Raw genomic sequence first — 16,260 nt, forward strand, 5'->3', positions numbered from 1 at the left:
GAGCCTATTAAGCATAGAAGTGAATGAATATAAGTTAAAGTCTTTTAAAACAGCAAATTGTAGCCATAATCCGATGTGCGCATTAACCTTCGATGAGGTCGTCTTGGTTATATGTCTGCAAAAAGCGCTCTAGGCGACCAATGGCTACTTCGAGATCTTCTAGATGCGGTAGAGTCACGATGCGGAAGTGATCCGGTTTTGGCCAGTTGAAGCCGGTACCTTGCACTAATAGTACTTTCTCTTGTTTTAGAAAATCGAGTACGAACTTCTGATCGTCTTTGATATTGTACATATTGGTGTCGATTTTCGGGAACAGGTACATTGCGCCTTTCGGTTTGACGCAAGAAACGCCAGGGATCTTGTTGATCAGTTCCCATGCACGGTCACGCTGTTCAAGCAGTCGACCACCGGGCAGAATCAGTTCGTTGATACTTTGGTAACCGCCGAGTGCGGTTTGGATAGCGTGTTGCATCGGAACGTTGGCACACAAACGCATCGAGGCCAGCATCTCTAGCCCTTCAACATACCCCTTTGCTAAGTGTTTCGGGCCTGTTAAGAACATCCAACCGCCACGGAAACCACAGACACGGTAAGCCTTAGAGAGGCCGTTGAAGGTGACCATCAATACATCTTCAGCCAGCGTTGCAACTGAGGTATGTACCGCTCCGTCGTAGAGGACTTTGTCATAGATCTCATCGGCGAAGATAATTAAGCCATGTTCACGAGCAATCTCGACCACTTGTAATAGGAAATCTCGACTGTATACAGCACCCGTTGGGTTATTCGGGTTGATAAGAACGATGCCGCGAGTTTTCGATGAAATTTTCGCGCGCATGTCGTCTAGATCAGGGTACCAATCGTTATCTTCATCGCACATGTAATGAACCGCAGTGCCGCCAGAAAGAGCAACAGACGCAGTCCACAGTGGATAGTCAGGTGCAGGAACTAAGATTTCATCGCCGTTATCCAGCAGCGCCTGCATCGACATAACAATAAGTTCAGACGCTCCATTACCGATGTAAACGTCTTCGACATCAAGGTTACGCAGCCCTTTTTTCTGATAGTGCTGAACCACCGCTTTACGGGCTGAATAGATGCCTTTTGAATCACAATAACCTTGAGATGTCGGCAGGTTACGGATCACATCAACTAGGATTTCGTCAGGGGCGTCAAAGCCAAATGGGGCTGGGTTACCAATATTAAGTTTTAGTATTTTATGCCCCTCTTCTTCCATGCGCTTAGCATGTTTGAGTACTGGCCCCCTGATTTCATAGCATACACTGTTGAGCTTTGACGACATCCCGATATTTTGCATTGCCGATTCCCTGAAATTAATTAAAATGCTTTATTAAAGTACCGCAAAATCGAGGTTGATAGAATAAAAATCTGTCAAATGTCGCATTTCAGAGCCACTATTTTCCTCAATTTTAATTAATTACTTTCTTGGTTATTGTCTAAGATGAATAAAGAGGCTAGATCGCTTAAAATAATAGGAATATTGAAAAGACACAGTACATTCTTGAGCTGACTGGGTGCTGCCCATCCAGTATCAAATTGACATAATAATTTAGATGTGAACGAGGTTGATTTGTCACATTTCCAACAAACCATCTCCGCTTTGATTGAGCGAGTACAAAATGCCAAAGAAAATGAGGTTCGTTGTGTTGAAGTTTTAACGCAAGAACCATCGTTTGCATTTATTGAATGGCTCGATGCTCAACCACTTTTTCCTAAGTTCTATTGGCAGTCTCGTGACACTCGCGAAGAAGTGGTTGCACTAGGCCAGTTGAATACATTTTCAAACCCCGCTCCTGCTTATGCCATTCTTGGTGAAGAGCAGCGAATTTGGGGAGGGCGATCGTTTGATGGTCATACTGAAAAAAATCGTCGCTGCATGGAATCCTTTTTTTTCCTGCCTTTGGTTGAATTGATTCGCTTTGATGATACTTGGTCTCTTGCCGTTAACATCTCTTCCGACCGTGTTACGACAATTAACGCCTTAAATAAGCTCTCTGTGGAAGCTACTATATTGGCACCGTTGTCTGCACATATCGAACAAATCAACCATGTTCCACAAAAAGAACAGTGGGGCGCTTTGGTTGACAAAGTACTGAAGGGGATTAGCGAAAAAGAATATAAGAAAGTCGTTTTAGCCCGTAAAACCACGCTACAGCTTGATTCGCCGATCTGCGCAGCTCAATTGCTCAAAGCCAGTTATTTGCAAAATCACCACAGTTTTCACTTTATGTTGGTTCTCGATTCTAAACACAGTTTTATTGGTTCAACACCAGAGCGTTTATATAGACGCCGCGGCGCTGAACTTGACACGGAAGCACTTGCTGGAACCACGGGGCGCGGAGATAACGCCACCGAAGATATGGAACTGGCTAGTTGGCTATCGCAAGACAGCAAAAATCTTAATGAGAATCAGTATGTGGTTGATGACATCATTGAGCGTTTAACGCCTAATTCTCAATCGGTGCACGTTGAAAAAGAAGCGCGTCTGGTGCGATTACGCAAAGTGCAGCATCTGAAGCGTAATATCCACGCTCAATTGAATGTGGGCGTTAACGGCGTTCAATTGCTTGCAGCATTACAACCAACCGCTGCGGTCGCGGGCCTACCTCGTAAAGAAGCGATGGATTTCATTCTTGAGCACGAACCGTTTGCCCGGGGTTGGTACGCGGGCTCTGTTGGCTACATCAGTCATAAACGTGCTGAATTTTGTGTAGCGATTCGAAGCGCCTTTATTGTCAACGATCAAGTACAGTTGTTTGCGGGCGCAGGGATCGTTCCAGGATCCGTTGCCGAGCATGAATGGCAAGAGCTGAATAAGAAGGTATCGACCTTACTTAGCCTTATTTCTGATCATCCACCGCTGGGTGTGGCATCATGAATCACGACCAAGCTGTCTTAAACCGAATTTGGTGTAATACGCTGCTGGAAGAACTTGCACGTAATGGCGTCGAACATGTTTGTGTTGCGCCGGGCTCTCGCTCAACACCGTTAACTCTCGAAGCTGAAGCTAACCCCAAGTTCACCTTACACACGCACTTTGATGAGCGTGGTCTTGGTTTTTTTGCTTTAGGCTTAGCAAAAGCCAGTGATAGGCCAGTTGCCGTGATAGTAACATCTGGGACCGCAGTGGCGAACCTACTGCCTGCGACCGCTGAAGCTGGGTTAACCCGAGAGAAGCTAATCTTACTGACCTCAGATAGGCCGATCGATTTAGTTAATTGTGGCGCTAATCAAGCGATTCAGCAGCACGGTATCTTTTCGAACCATGTTGAAAGCGCTGTCAATCTGCCAAGCCCAACCACACAGCTTTCCTTGAACTGGCTTCTGACATCGTTGGATAGCGCACTTGCGAAACAGCGCAGCCTTGGTGGTGCGATGCATGTCAACTGCCCATTCCCGGAGCCACTTTATTCATCGAATAGCCCAGAGATGTATACCACTTACACCGAGAGTATCGCTGGGTGGAGAGCTTCAACGGCCCCGTATTCAATGACCTGCTTACCCAATCATTTAGCTGTACAACCCGCCGCGCCGGGCGATTATCTTGGGCGCAAAGGTGTGGTGATTATTGGGTCTGTCGATAAATCAACGGCTGTTAAGGCGCAACAATTCGCATCTGATTTAGGGTGGCCACTGTTCTGCGACCCGCAATCTGGCATCAGCAGCGATTGGCGACATTATGATCTGTGGTTGCAAAGTGATACGGCTAAACAGCAGCTTGATCCGTGTGATTTTATCCTTCAATTTGGTGAGCGTATTGTTTCTAAGCGATTGAATCAATGGATTAAGTCTCAATCAGCATCGTTTGATCACACACAATATATTGTCGTTTCACCCAACGTGCATCGTATCAATCAAGATCATTTACCACAAACTCACGTGGTATCTGGCATTGAAGCTTGGATAGCAGAGCAGCATTTACCCACTTTACTCGCTCAACATGCTGGCTGGGCGACACCTTTAATGGAAGTCGCGAATACGGTTTCGCAATTGGCACTCGCGCAAATATCGAATAATGATCAATTGACTGAACTGAGTGTCGCGGTTGATTTGTCGACTAGAATTAAAGACAGGCAGCTGTTTGTGGGAAACAGCTTGATAGTCAGACTGGTGGATATGCTGTCATCAATCTCAGCAAATCAAGTTTACAGTAATCGTGGTGCATCGGGCATTGATGGCTTGGTGGCGACAGCGGCGGGCGTACAGAAAGCCAATCAGACCCCGCTACTGATGTTGATGGGTGATACCTCGTTACTGTATGACCTTAACTCGCTTGCTCTGCTTACCCATAATGCAACGCCGATGGTTATTGTGGTGACTAACAATGATGGTGGTGCGATTTTTGATTTACTGCCCGTCCCTGAGCAACAAAAACAATCTCTTTATCAAATGCCTCATGGTTTCAGTTTTAAGCATGCCGCAGCACAATTTCAGCTGGGTTATGCAGCACCTGAAACCTTGAGCGGTTACCAAAATATTATCGAACAACATTTTGAACAAGGTCAGGGTACGTTACTCGTTGAAGTTAAGACACCTCCCGAACAAGCGTCGACTTTACTGAAACAATTCAGTTCAATGCTCACCGAGGCATTAACCTAAGGAATTTACATGCTTTACTCCAATTATTACCCGGCTTCACCTGTATCTTCTAACAAACCGCTACTGGTTTTTTTGCACGGCTTGCTCGGAAGCGGGGATGATTGGAGTGCATGTCATCCATACTTAGAGGATTTTCCTCGACTTTGTATCGATTTACCCGGCCACGGGCAAAGCCGATTTATCGATCCGCTCGGCTTTGAGCATTGTTGTCAGAAAATCGTTCAGTGCGTTACTTCCCAATTGGCTGTTAACGATCTTGCTGCAGACTATCCCATTGTCTTGGTTGGCTACTCTATGGGAGGAAGGCTTGCCATGTATGGGGTGACTCACCCTTGTTTTGAAGCGCTTAACTTAGAAAAGGTGATCATTGAAGGCGGTAACTTCGGCTTGGAATGTGACGAAGAAAGAGCGCAAAGATTAGTACATGATACGCAATGGGCAGTCCGCTTTGCCCAGCAGTCAATTGAAGATGTTTTAGACGATTGGTACCAACAGAGCGTCTTTTCTTCACTAAATCATGAGCAAAGACAAACCTTGGTTATCAAGCGTAGTGGTAACCTTGGCGTATCCGTAGCAAATATGTTGTTATCTACTTCATTAGCCAAGCAGCCCGATTTACGTGCTACATTGAAATGTCATGAACAGAAAGTGTATTATGTTTGTGGTCAAAAAGACCGTAAATTCATGGAATTGGCCGAGAGTAGTGGTTTTAAGTATAGCCAGGTCGATTACGCAGGTCACAATGTTCACTTCGAACAGCCAGAGTTGTTTTCAAAGCTGATCATCCAGTGTATCGCTAGTCGTCGCTAAACTAATTGAGCTATTATCTCGCATTAAGGATAGTCAAAAGTAGAGCAACACCGTCACGACTACTCGTGAGTCGTGCTATCTAATAGAATAATGGGAATCACCATGGCTAAAACAGTAGGCATCACCGAAGAAGAACTATACGCTGCAGTTAACTGGAGCGATGAAAGCAGTCAATTCGAAGATATTCAGTATCATAAGTCTGACGATGGTATTGCGAAAATTACCATTGCTCGCCCTCAAGTCCACAATGCATTTCGTCCCCAAACGGTAAAAGAAATGATCAATGCACTGGCTGATGCGCGCTACGACGAAAAAGTCGGCGTGATCATTTTGACAGGCCTTGGCGAGAAGGCGTTCTGCTCTGGTGGTGATCAAAGCATTCGTGGTGACTACGGTGGCTACCAAGACGATTCAGGCACTCACCACTTGAACGTGCTTGATTTCCAACGTCAAATTCGTACTTGTCCAAAACCAGTTATCGCAGCGGTATCAGGTTGGGCGGTTGGTGGCGGTCATGTTCTTCATATGATGGCAGACCTTACTATTGCGGCTGAAAACGCACAGTTTGGTCAGACTGGACCAAAAGTGGGCTCGTTCGATGGCGGTTGGGGGGCTTCTTACATGGCTCGTATCGTTGGTCAGAAGAAAGCGCGTGAAATTTGGTTCTTGTGTCGTTTCTACGATGCTCAAGAAGCACTGGATATGGGCCTTGTAAACACCGTTGTTCCTGTTGCAGACCTAGAAAAAGAAACGGTTCGTTGGTGTCGTGAAGTGCTGCAACACAGCCCAATGGCACTGCGTTGCTTGAAAGCGGCACTCAATGCGGACTGTGATGGTCAAGCTGGTCTTCAAGAGTTGGCAGGTAATGCAACCATGATGTTCTACATGACAGAGGAAGGGCAAGAAGGTCGCAATGCGTTTAATGAAAAACGCCGCCCTGATTTCGATAAATTCCCTCGTAACCCATAGTCTTGTTTATCATTAACAATGAGTCGCTTTTGAGCGGCTCATTTTATTTTGATGTCCCATATTCTAGGAAGTTTTATGAACTCAGTGAATTTTCAGCGTAAGGCTAAACTCTACCGCTATCAATTACCTATGGATAGTGGGGTAGTACTTCGTGACAATAAGTTGACTGAACGCGTTGGCTATATCATCCAACTTGAATGTGATGGTCAAACGGGCTTTGGTGAAGTGGCTCCGCTCCCCGGTTTCAGCCAAGAAGATACCGAGCAAGCCGGTGTTCAGCTGCAACATGAATTAGAGCTTTGGTGTCACAATAACCCTCAAACGCCTTTTGATGAGTTATACCCGTCCGTCGCGTTTGGCTTTTCGATGGCGATGATGGAGTTGCGAGGCGAACTTAACGCACAAGGTCACTACCAAGCCGCGCCTTTGTGTACCGGAGATCCTGATGAACTGATCCCAGCGCTGAATGAGATGGAAGGTGAGAAAGTCGCGAAGGTAAAAGTGGGCATTTATGAATCGATTCGTGATGGCATGCTGGTGAGCCTATTTCTTGAATCGATCCCTGATTTAACCTTAAGGCTTGATGCCAACCGTGCGTGGACGCCAGAAAAAGCCAAGCAGTTCATTAAGTACATTTCGCCTTCACTGCGCCAGCGTATTAGCTTTATTGAAGAGCCTTGCCAAAAGCCAGAAGACAGCTTGGCCTTTGCTATCGATCATGGGGTGGCAATTGCGTGGGATGAAACATTGCAAGAGACAGTGCGAAGCCCTGAGTTTAATTTGAGTGATCTCACGGGGGTTAAGGCGCTGGTGATCAAACCGACGCTGATTGGCTCGGTTGAACGCTGTATTGCGATCATTGAGCGTGCACAACAATTGGGTATCAAACCTGTGTTGAGTTCGAGCATTGAATCAAGCTTAGGTCTCACTCAGATTGCGCGTCTGGCACAGCAATATCTGCCAAATGAATTGCCGGGTCTTGATACCATTGGTTTATTCAAGCAGCAGTTAGCTGTCTCTTGGCCCGGCTGCTCACTCCCGGTGACACCCCTTGAACAGCAATCATTGATCTGGTCTTGTTAGACTAGGGCGTGTTGATCTTTCGAACGAAATTTAACCACGAAAGGTCAACACGTCCTAAGCATTACGATCGGCTTTTACGAGCGATTAAATTCGCTCAGCCAGCTTTCAATCTACTATTTGGTTAACGTTATGATACGCCCACATTCAAATCATCACCCACTTTGGGAACAGTGGGCGCAACAAACCCCACATCAACCAGCACTAGTCACGGCTAGCCGCGTTTATAGTTGGCAGCAAGTGTCATTGCTCGTCAGCAAATACCAGCAGCAGCTCTCCCATCAAGGTTTATCTGAAGGTGATGTATTGATGATTGTTGGTAAGAATCAAGTCGAAGTGATTCCCGTTTATCTTGCCGCGCTCAATCTAGGGGTGATCTGTGCTTTCACCATGCCCCAACCGAAAGCTCGTTTAACACGAAAGCTTGAATCTGTTTATGGACCGTCTGATAGGCGCTACCTATGGTTGTTAGAAGTCAGCGGCTTAGCTGATTCAGGCATTGCTGACCTAAATACTCAGATAGTGTCATTGCCTTGCTTGAACGACGTTGATGACCAAAAGTCGATAGCGATACCGAAAAACGTGAGTTTTAATCCTCAAAGCCTAGCAAGTATCGTATTCACTTCCGGCTCTACTGGAAACCCGAAAGCGGTTGCTCACACCCTTCAACAGCACCAGAGCTCTGCGACTGGGTTACTTGAGGTATTTCACTTTGCACATACCGATACTTGGCTGCTGAGTTTGCCTATGTATCATGTGTCGGGATTAGCGATCGTCCATCGTTGGTTGGCCGCTGGTGGTTGCATCAAAATAGGCTCAGGTCAGTTAGAAGCTGACATTACAGGGTGTAGCCATGCTTCATTAGTAGCAACCCAGCTCCATCGTTTACTAAAGAATAAGCAGCCACTGACTTTAACCCATGTGCTGTTGGGCGGTAGCCACATCCCAGAAGCTCTGGGGCTTGAAGCGCAACAAATGGGTATTGAAACTTGGCTTGGTTACGGTATGACTGAGGCCGCATCGACGGTGACTGCCAAACCCGTTGATGCCACTAGCACCGCAGGTTTTGTGCTTAACCATCGCCAGTTGAAAATTGAAGAACAACGGATCTTTATTGGCGGTGAAACGTTGGCTTCGGGTTATTACCATCAGGGAGAATTGTCGCCATTGGTGAATGATCAAGGTTGGTTTGATAGTAAAGATCTTGGTGAGTGGAACGGCGATCAAGTGTCGATTATTGGCCGTGCAGACAACCAATTTATTTCCGGTGGTGAGAACATTCACTGTGAAGAAATAGAGCGAGTACTCAACCAATTACCGCTAGTTAATCAGTCTTTTATCGTGCCAGTTGAAGATGATGAATTTGGTTTTCGACCTGTCGCTATTGTCGATTGTGCTGAATTGCCAGCCAAAGAGTGGTTTGCTGAACAATTAAATGGTCATCTTGAGCGGTTTAAGTTTCCGGTAGAATATTATCGTATGCCTAAGCAAGAGCTGCAGGGGATTAAGGTCTCGCGAGCAGCGTTAGCTCTGTGGTTACAACAGAGACATTCTCAATAGAACGAAGTGCCGATAAAACGAAGCGCAATTTCGGTGACTACTCGTAATTGCGCTTCAGGGGGGTGTGACGGTGGTGAAGCCGTCACAAATTTTCACTGTTTTATCGTGTCATTCAAGGTATGCCGTCAAGCGAGTGCCTTCTTCATTTGCTCAGCGACTTTATCTACCTTACCTAGACCAATGATCACTTGCAGGCCACCTTTACCAACCGTTACCACACCTTGAACCAGTAACATGTACCAGTTAACCGCTAGTGGGTTTTGGCTTGATAGTACTAGGTCAACGAAACCTGCAGAGAAGCCGAAGCCTGCCATCCATTCCATGCTGGCTGCAATGTAAAGCGATAGGCCTGTCAATACAGCGTGCAGTAGGAATAACACTGGTGCTAGGAACATGAAGCTGAACTCTAGCGGCTCTGTAATGCCAGTGAAGAATGAAGCCATAGCTGCTCAGCACCAACTGCGCCCATGCTTTCTAGTTTAATACCCAGAACGATCAGAGCGTCGTAAACAGCTGGCCAGATGTAGAGTAGAGCAAAAGAGAGAGCCATACCAGCGATTGAAGTTAGGATAGGAACCAAACGCTTACCGCTGAAGAACGCTAAAGCTTGAGGAAGTTCAACGGTTGAGTAGCGGTTATAGATCTCAGCAGAGATGATACCCACAATGATACCTACGAATTGGTTGCTGATTTTGCCAAATGCCGCTGGCACTTCACTGAGTTCAACATTCATTAGCTGAGCAACAGAGCCCGGAGCAAGTAGCGTTGTGACGACGAGGAACATCACAAAACCAGACAGTGCCGCAGAACCATTCTTATCACGGCTCAAACCAAATGAGACACCCACCGCGAACAGAACCGCCATGTTGTCGATGATCGCACCACCAGATTTGATCAAGAATGCGGCTAAGATACTTTCAGAACCCCAGCCAACAGGATCCAACCAATAGCCTATCCCCATAAGGATTGCCGCAGCGGGCAGTGTGGCTACGGGAACCATCAATGCTTTACCTACTTTTTGCATATACCCGAGTATATTCATATGTGCCCCTAAGTTTGTAATTAATTTTTTTTATATTTCTGCTCGTCAACGTATGGACTCAAAGATTGATCGAGGCAGGATTTTCATCAAAATCATCTCGATGTCGCCATTTACTATGGTGCTGAAGACCTCAAATACATGCATCGACAGCGTCTGTTTGGTGAAAAATATATTCCGGTGTGTACGCCGAGTTACGCGGCTGAACACGACATCTTTGATGATGGCTTAGAATCGTTGCACCGGATTAATTTCATTCATGCACTAGGGTCAGATGTATGGCAGCGTTGGATTAAACACCATGGCTTGGATGTGAATTTGTTTGAGCAATTTTATTGCTTGAGCCACCGGGATATGGGCGTAAGAAGTGCCCTCAGCAATATCGGTGTCGCGATGGGGCGCTATCATTTTGTTAAGCAGTACATTGAGACCGGTGAGCTCATAACGCCTTATCCGAGTATGGATACAGATCAAGGGTATGACTTAATCTGTCCGCTAGGCACGGAAAAACGCCCTAAGGTAAGAACCTTTATTAAGTGGTTAGAGGGGCAGTTGCGCTAGGTTAGTTAATTTAGCAATTAGATAGTTCAAAACAGAATTTATTATCTTTATAACCACCCATCATAATAAGCCATATAAATAACGGATTATAGAATAAGGCATTATTATGAAAATTGCTCTCATCATTGCGGTTTTACTGCAGATAGGCCAAGCGGTCATTTCGTCAGGGTTGACTCGTTCGTTGGCTGAGCTCACCGCATTTGTTTTGGTTGTGGTATTGGTTTTGATGGAAAGAGAGCGCAAGAAGAGTGATAAGCCCCTGTTTGAATAGTAGTTTGGTCAATATAGGTGATAAACGATAAACGATAAACGATAAAGGCAAAGTCCATACGAGCTTTGCCTTTTTGTTTTGTTGTTCGCTATTTTTGCGAGCGGCTAAGTTTTAGGTAGATTAAGCGAGGGTTAACCATGCTAACGAACCTGTAGAAATCATCACCCACATCGAAATACCAAACATCAATGGTTTCGGCCCTGCAGCTTTTAACTTTTCAACTGAAATACCACAGCCAATTAAGAACAAACACACCACCAGTGCTCGCTTAGACACATCAAAGATCCCCTGATACACCATCTCAAATTGTGGCAGTAAGTCACTCACTGCGATAGCAGCGCAATAGAGGAAAATGAAGTAGGGAACCGTAACATTCTTTTGATCGCTCTTGAAGATCATAGCGCTGACCAAAGCAATTGGAATGATCCAAAGTGCACGCGCTAGCTTAAGTGTTGTTGCGGTAGTCAGTGCTTCTTCGCCATAAGCCGAAGCTGCACCTACTACAGAAGATGTATCGTGAATCGCGATGGCTGCCCAAGTACCAAATGTTTGTTGGCTTAATTCAAGCGCGTGACCAATCATCGGGAATAAGAATAGAGCGACTGAGTTCAACACGAAGACCGTGGCTAACGCCAAACCAATCTGTTCATCCTCTGCTTTGATTGCAGGTGCCACTGCTGCTATCGCACTACCACCACAAATCGCTGTACCAGAAGAGATAAGGTAGCCCGTTGTGCGGTCTAGCCCTATCCGTTTAGCCAAGAACCAACCAATGACCAATGTACCGATAATCGTCGTTACAATGAGCCCAATACCATCGCCTGTTACCGCTAATGCTTTTTCAAAATGAATGCCAAAGCCCAAGCCGACAATCGAGTAAGCCAACAGCTTCTTGGTGATTTTGCCGATCGCTATGTGGTCAGGGACTAGCCCTAAACTTGCAAGCAGGAAACCGATAACAAGCGCTGTCGGGGAGCTGACCCAAGGCGTTAAGCAAAACAGCGCGGCAAGATAAAACGAAACGGACTTTTTTAGATGCATTATATTCAGGTTGTCATGTTAGTCATGGCGCGGGCGGAGAACGCGACCATCTATTCAATAGTGATTAATGGACTTCAATAGGCATTAATAAGCCATGAGGGCGTAAGTTGAACAAGCGTTATTTACATCAAACGCTTGCTCAATCAGTGCAACGGGCTGGGCTGGATAGGGCTTGGCTAGCACAACTTAACGAGTACGATTTAGCGTAGCGGCCCACGAAGCTCGGTTACCGCTTGATGAAGTACCTCACAAGAGGCATCCTTGGCTAAAATCGGCTTACCTGCTTCAACCTCTAACTTTCGCCAGAGTGGGGTGGGTAACCCTGTGCACGCGCGCCCTTTGAAGCGGCTTAAGTAGCTGCCCCATAGTCCTTTAAGTGCCATTGGAATGACCGGGACTGGGGAACGTTTGATGATCAGCTCCATACCGCGCATGAATTCGGCGACTTCGCCATCAGACGTCAGTCTCCCTTCTGGGAAAATACACACGATATGCCCTTCATTCAGGGCCTGTTCAACCTCTTTAAAAGCATGGCGAATTGAACGTCGATTGGTTGAGGAGATAGGGATCACGCCCGCTCTTTGTAAGAAGCCTCTCAATAGTGGCAGCTTGGTGTAGTCCTCTTCCATCACGAAGCGAATTAAGCGCGGGCAAACTGCGCTCAGCAGCAGCGCATCCATATAACTGACATGGTTGCACACAATCAACGCTCCTCCTTGCTCTGGGAGGTGATGCAAATTTTTGTGCTTAATTCGATATATGGTATGTGTCACGACCCAGGTGAAGAAACGGCAGACATAGATAGGCACCTGATAAAACAGGTACAGCATCACCAAGGTATTGAGCACCGCCAATAACATAAACAACTGCGGAATAGAAAGCTCAAGAACGCTCAGGCAAACAATACCTAAAACCGCACTTCCCACCATGAACAGGGAGTTATAAATATTAAGTCCAGCAATCACTTGCGCTCGTTCATCTGGCTTAGCACGCAGTTGCATTAGGGAATACAGCGGAACAATAAACACCCCGCCCGACATCCCAAGCAGTAGTAGATAAGCAAACAGAGGCCATAATTCGGAATGCTGAATAAACTCGCTAAATGAAACAAATTGAGGAAGGGAGCCGGGAATCGACATCGCCATCAATAGACCGAATATTGAGATCCCCATGCTGCCCATTGGCACGATGCCGATTTCAATTCGATGGTTGGACAGCTTATCGCAAGCTAATGAGCCGATCGCAATCCCCACCGAGAATAGGGCCAGTAAAAACGCGACGGACGCTTCTGTGCCGTTGAGATGCAGCTTTGTAAAATTTGGAAACTGAGTCAGATAAGCCGCCCCAAGGAACCAGAACCAACTGATTGACATTAGAGCTTGGAACGTCGGGCGATCTTTTTTAGCAATGGCGAGTGTGGTACGGGTCAGTTTTACCGGTTGCCATTTCACTTTTAGATCGGGGGCATGGCTTGGTGCCTCGGGAATAAAACAGCTCGATACATAGCCAAAAACCGCAAACGAAACGATGCATACTGCGGCAACAAATTTGGCGTTCTCTTCTGATGCAATAATGCCAGCGGCGAGGGTGCCAATCAGGATCGCCAAGAACGTGCCTGTTTCAACCAAGGCATTGCCCGAGACCAGCTCTTTGGTTTCTAATTGTTGTGGAAGTAGGGCGTATTTAACTGGGCCAAAAAAGGCACTTTGCGTGCCCATGAGAAACAGCAGCAGCAGTAATATCCCGTAACTTTCGTAGATAAAGCCAACCGCACCCAGCGACATGATCACCACTTCAAGAATTTTGACCTTACGGATGAACCAAGATTTCTCGTATTTGTCAGCCAGTACACCAGCGAGCGCAGAAAAAAGGAAGAAGGGTAAGATAAATAGCCCAGCAGCCAAATTGATGAACAAATTACTCGAAATAGGCAGTGTGTCTACGCTTGCGAAAGCGACGAACAGCAACAGAACATTTTTGAATATATTGTCATTAAAGGCTCCCAGAAACTGAGTAATAAAATAGGGTAGGAACCTTTTTTGTATTAACAGCGAAGATTGGCTGTTGTTGTTCATTGTCTTTCCTTGGATGGTTACCAGTTGGTTAAGTAGTTTGAGACTAGGTTATTAATCAATTCTTTACCATCGATAGGTTCCGATGCAAAAAATTTATCATCCACGCTAAGCAGAGTGATTCCGTGTACTCCAGACCATAAAACTCGGCTGGCTTTGACGACTTCACTGGCTGTGTGTTCAGGTGCAATCGTGATCAAGAGCTTCTCTAAACGGCCTGTCATCCTATCGATGCGGTTTGATTGCCACTCGGGAAGGTTTTCACCATTCATTTTGTGGTCAAAGATAAGATGCCAGCGGTGAGGGTGCTTTTGGGCGAAATCGTGGTAGCAGTACGCAAGGTTAAATAACGCTTCTTGGGGAGTACTTGATTGTTCTACGACGATAGCCGATTCAGCCGACAACTCATCAAGTGTTTGAGCCACAATATGCAAAAGCAATAGGTTATAGTTACCAAATACATTCACTAAAGTGCTCGGTACATAACCTATCATACTGGCGATTTTACGTAGACTGAGCTCGTGATAGGAGTGCTGCTCTAAGAAGTCGATTGCAGTATCTAAGGTAAGCTGAATCAACTGCTCTCGAGTATGATCATTTCTTCGTGCCATGATTCGGTTATAGTTAATGAACGTTGTTCGATATTTTATATGCTGCTCCTGATTGCCGTCAATCCCTTAACAAATTCAGTTACTAGCTAATAGCCGCAATATTATGATACATGTGTAATCGCTGTGAATATTTCATTGTTGTTTATTAACGAGTATGATTAAGGTGTCGAAAGATAAAGAAACCTATAAAGGATAACAATGAAACGATTTTTCTCACTAGTCGCGATCTTGATGGTATCGGTCGCGATGACACCAATCGCGGAAGCGAAAAAGTTTGGTGGTGGTAAGTCTTTTGGTAAGAGTTTCAAAACGGCTCCTGCTCCCAAACAGCAACAACAGAACACTAACTCGATCCGACAAGATCAAGCTGGTAAAAACACAGCGGCTAACTCTAGCAAGAAAGGCCTTATGGGCGGTCTGTTAGGTGGTCTACTTGCGGGTGGCTTGTTAGCCGCATTCTTTGGTGGCGCATTTGAAGGTATCCAGTTTATGGATATCCTAATCATGGGTCTGATTGCTTTCCTAGCGTTTAAATTCCTACGCGGAATGTTGGGTGCAAAGCAGGGTTCAATGAATCAGCAGAATGCCCGTGGTCAGCAGCCAGCATTCGGTGGTATGGGTCAAAACAAGTTTGAACAACCTAAGCAACAGCCTAATGTTCATAACTTCGAGCAAGCACAACCTCAATCGCAAGCTCACTCACCAAATGGTGCGGCTGGTTTCGGTTTTGGTGCACAAAGCGATGTTCCACATAACTATCCACCGGGCTTTGATCAAGCGGCCTTCATCAATGGCTCTCGTGAGCACTACCGTACACTGCAAGGTGCATGGAACCACAACGAGTTAAACACGATTGAAGAGTACGTATCTCCAAGCCTATTTGAAGACCTAAAAGCTGAACGTAATAAGCTAGACGGTGAACAGCACACCGACGTCATGTATGTTGATGCTGAAATCGTTCGTGCAGATCACGATGGCAGCAAAGCGCAGTTAAGCCTACAGTTTAGTGGTCGTTACCGTGATACAGCGGATGGCGTTGAAGAAGATATCACGGATATCTGGCACTTAGAGCGTGATTTAACCACAGACAATGCGCCTTGGCTAATTGTTGGTATTCAAGGTTAATCTCAATAGTTAACTAAAAATGAGTTAACGAGACATTACTTTGATTATTGAAAGCCCCTACGGAGAAATCTGTAGGGGCTTTTTTGTGTCTGGTTGTTTGGAACTGTAAATTCTAAGAAGGGCGTTTGCTTTCGGCTTACAGGAGATGTGGTTCTGTAGATATTCAGTCGGGGTATCTAACCAAGATAGAGGTGTTAATCGTGACGACTGAGTTTTTCGTTCCAATACTAGAACCTGAAATACCACTACAGCAGAAACAACAAATAGTGGGTGAGTGTGAAGAGCATGTATCTACAAACTGCTCAGGTTGCGCTGCTTACTTGTAATGTGAACGCCACCTGGAAGTTTGGAGAGACTGAGCACTCAGTGATCCTAAAGAGATTCAATCTTGTTGTGAGATCTACGGATAGAAGTTTGAAGTGTTGAACTTATACCAATCTAAGTAAAAATATGATCTAATTGAGGCTGTTACTTCTTCGTGAAAAAAGACGCTATGGACAGCCT

Annotated in this window: 12 protein-coding genes and 2 pseudogenes; 9 read left to right on the plus strand and 5 right to left on the minus strand. The window is 45.8% G+C overall.

Features of this window, described 5'->3' with window-relative positions:
* Positions 1-82 precede the first annotated feature (82 nt).
* Positions 83-1,315 (minus strand): pyridoxal phosphate-dependent aminotransferase, encoded by a 1,233-nt coding sequence (locus Q1A70_RS10665; RefSeq protein WP_299690572.1) that lies wholly within the window; start codon positions 1,313-1,315, stop codon positions 83-85.
* Positions 1,316-1,588: 273 nt separating this feature from the next.
* On the opposite strand from Q1A70_RS10665, the gene Q1A70_RS10670 reads away from it, so the two are divergent.
* The 6 genes from Q1A70_RS10670 to menE all read left to right on the plus strand — a co-directional run bounded on the left by Q1A70_RS10670 (position 1,589) and on the right by menE (position 9,036).
* Positions 1,589-2,896: an isochorismate synthase MenF gene (locus tag Q1A70_RS10670; RefSeq protein ID WP_299690570.1), complete on the plus strand. Its 1,308-nt coding sequence runs from the start codon at positions 1,589-1,591 to the stop codon at positions 2,894-2,896.
* The gene (menD, locus tag Q1A70_RS10675) at positions 2,893-4,617 is read left to right on the plus strand and encodes a 2-succinyl-5-enolpyruvyl-6-hydroxy-3-cyclohexene-1-carboxylic-acid synthase (RefSeq protein ID WP_299690568.1); all 1,725 of its coding nucleotides are present in this window, start codon (positions 2,893-2,895) and stop codon (positions 4,615-4,617) included. Before Q1A70_RS10670 ends, menD begins: the two co-directional genes overlap by 4 nt.
* Positions 4,618-4,626: 9 nt before the next feature.
* Entirely contained in the window at positions 4,627-5,427 is an 801-nt protein-coding gene (gene menH, locus Q1A70_RS10680; RefSeq protein ID WP_299690565.1) for a 2-succinyl-6-hydroxy-2,4-cyclohexadiene-1-carboxylate synthase, read from the plus strand.
* Positions 5,428-5,529: 102 nt separating this feature from the next.
* Positions 5,530-6,396: a 1,4-dihydroxy-2-naphthoyl-CoA synthase gene (gene menB, locus Q1A70_RS10685; protein WP_029222208.1), complete on the plus strand. Its 867-nt coding sequence runs from the start codon at positions 5,530-5,532 to the stop codon at positions 6,394-6,396.
* Positions 6,397-6,471: 75 nt separating this feature from the next.
* On the plus strand, positions 6,472-7,479 hold the full coding sequence (gene menC / locus Q1A70_RS10690) for an o-succinylbenzoate synthase (protein ID WP_299690556.1): 1,008 nt from the start codon (positions 6,472-6,474) through the stop codon (positions 7,477-7,479).
* Positions 7,480-7,608: 129 nt separating this feature from the next.
* Positions 7,609-9,036, plus strand: coding sequence for an o-succinylbenzoate--CoA ligase (gene menE / locus Q1A70_RS10695; protein WP_299690554.1), 1,428 nt, complete (start codon positions 7,609-7,611; stop codon positions 9,034-9,036).
* A 125-nt stretch (positions 9,037-9,161) separates the two neighbouring features.
* Here menE and Q1A70_RS10700 read toward each other — a convergent pair.
* Positions 9,162-10,060, minus strand: a pseudogene (locus tag Q1A70_RS10700) (PTS transporter subunit EIIC).
* 93 nt (positions 10,061-10,153) lie between these two features.
* On the opposite strand from Q1A70_RS10700, the pseudogene Q1A70_RS10705 reads away from it, so the two are divergent.
* Together Q1A70_RS10705 and Q1A70_RS10710 are read left to right on the plus strand one after the other, a co-directional pair.
* Positions 10,154-10,636 (plus strand): annotated as a pseudogene (locus Q1A70_RS10705) (LysR substrate-binding domain-containing protein); the annotation flags it as partial.
* A gap of 106 nt (positions 10,637-10,742) precedes the next feature.
* Positions 10,743-10,907, plus strand: coding sequence for a hypothetical protein (locus tag Q1A70_RS10710; RefSeq protein ID WP_299690551.1), 165 nt, complete (start codon positions 10,743-10,745; stop codon positions 10,905-10,907).
* Positions 10,908-11,027: 120 nt separating this feature from the next.
* Here Q1A70_RS10710 and Q1A70_RS10715 read toward each other — a convergent pair whose 3' ends face one another.
* From Q1A70_RS10715 to Q1A70_RS10725, 3 genes are all read right to left on the minus strand, one after another.
* Positions 11,028-11,948 carry a putative sulfate exporter family transporter gene (locus Q1A70_RS10715; protein ID WP_299690548.1) on the minus strand — a complete coding sequence of 307 codons (921 nt, stop codon included), beginning with the start codon at positions 11,946-11,948 and terminating at the stop codon, positions 11,028-11,030.
* 200 nt (positions 11,949-12,148) lie between these two features.
* Positions 12,149-14,023, minus strand: a complete 1,875-nt coding sequence (locus Q1A70_RS10720) for an MFS transporter (protein WP_299690546.1) — start codon at positions 14,021-14,023, stop codon at positions 12,149-12,151.
* Positions 14,024-14,040: 17 nt separating this feature from the next.
* The gene (locus Q1A70_RS10725) at positions 14,041-14,631 is read right to left on the minus strand and encodes a TetR-like C-terminal domain-containing protein (protein ID WP_299690543.1); all 591 of its coding nucleotides are present in this window, start codon (positions 14,629-14,631) and stop codon (positions 14,041-14,043) included.
* Between the two features lie 198 nt (positions 14,632-14,829).
* On the opposite strand from Q1A70_RS10725, the gene Q1A70_RS10730 reads away from it, so the two are divergent.
* Positions 14,830-15,756 carry a TIM44-like domain-containing protein gene (locus tag Q1A70_RS10730; protein ID WP_299690540.1) on the plus strand — a complete coding sequence of 309 codons (927 nt, stop codon included), beginning with the start codon at positions 14,830-14,832 and terminating at the stop codon, positions 15,754-15,756.
* The last annotated feature ends 504 nt before the right edge of the window (positions 15,757-16,260 follow it).

Origin of the sequence: uncultured Vibrio sp. (assembly GCF_947488985.1) — a bacterium.
Lineage (GTDB): Bacteria > Pseudomonadota > Gammaproteobacteria > Enterobacterales > Vibrionaceae > Vibrio.

Coding starts and splice junctions, on each gene's coding strand:
- Q1A70_RS10710 (WP_299690551.1), top strand. CDS start 10,743: ATGAAAATTGCTCTCATCATTGCGGTTTTACTGCAGATAGGCCAAGCG.
- Q1A70_RS10730 (WP_299690540.1), top strand. CDS start 14,830: ATGAAACGATTTTTCTCACTAGTCGCGATCTTGATGGTATCGGTCGCG.
- Q1A70_RS10720 (WP_299690546.1), bottom strand. CDS start 14,023: ATGAACAACAACAGCCAATCTTCGCTGTTAATACAAAAAAGGTTCCTA.
- Q1A70_RS10665 (WP_299690572.1), bottom strand. CDS start 1,315: ATGCAAAATATCGGGATGTCGTCAAAGCTCAACAGTGTATGCTATGAA.
- menH (WP_299690565.1), top strand. CDS start 4,627: ATGCTTTACTCCAATTATTACCCGGCTTCACCTGTATCTTCTAACAAA.
- Q1A70_RS10725 (WP_299690543.1), bottom strand. CDS start 14,631: ATGGCACGAAGAAATGATCATACTCGAGAGCAGTTGATTCAGCTTACC.
- menC (WP_299690556.1), top strand. CDS start 6,472: ATGAACTCAGTGAATTTTCAGCGTAAGGCTAAACTCTACCGCTATCAA.
- menB (WP_029222208.1), top strand. CDS start 5,530: ATGGCTAAAACAGTAGGCATCACCGAAGAAGAACTATACGCTGCAGTT.
- menE (WP_299690554.1), top strand. CDS start 7,609: ATGATACGCCCACATTCAAATCATCACCCACTTTGGGAACAGTGGGCG.
- Q1A70_RS10715 (WP_299690548.1), bottom strand. CDS start 11,948: ATGCATCTAAAAAAGTCCGTTTCGTTTTATCTTGCCGCGCTGTTTTGC.
- menD (WP_299690568.1), top strand. CDS start 2,893: ATGAATCACGACCAAGCTGTCTTAAACCGAATTTGGTGTAATACGCTG.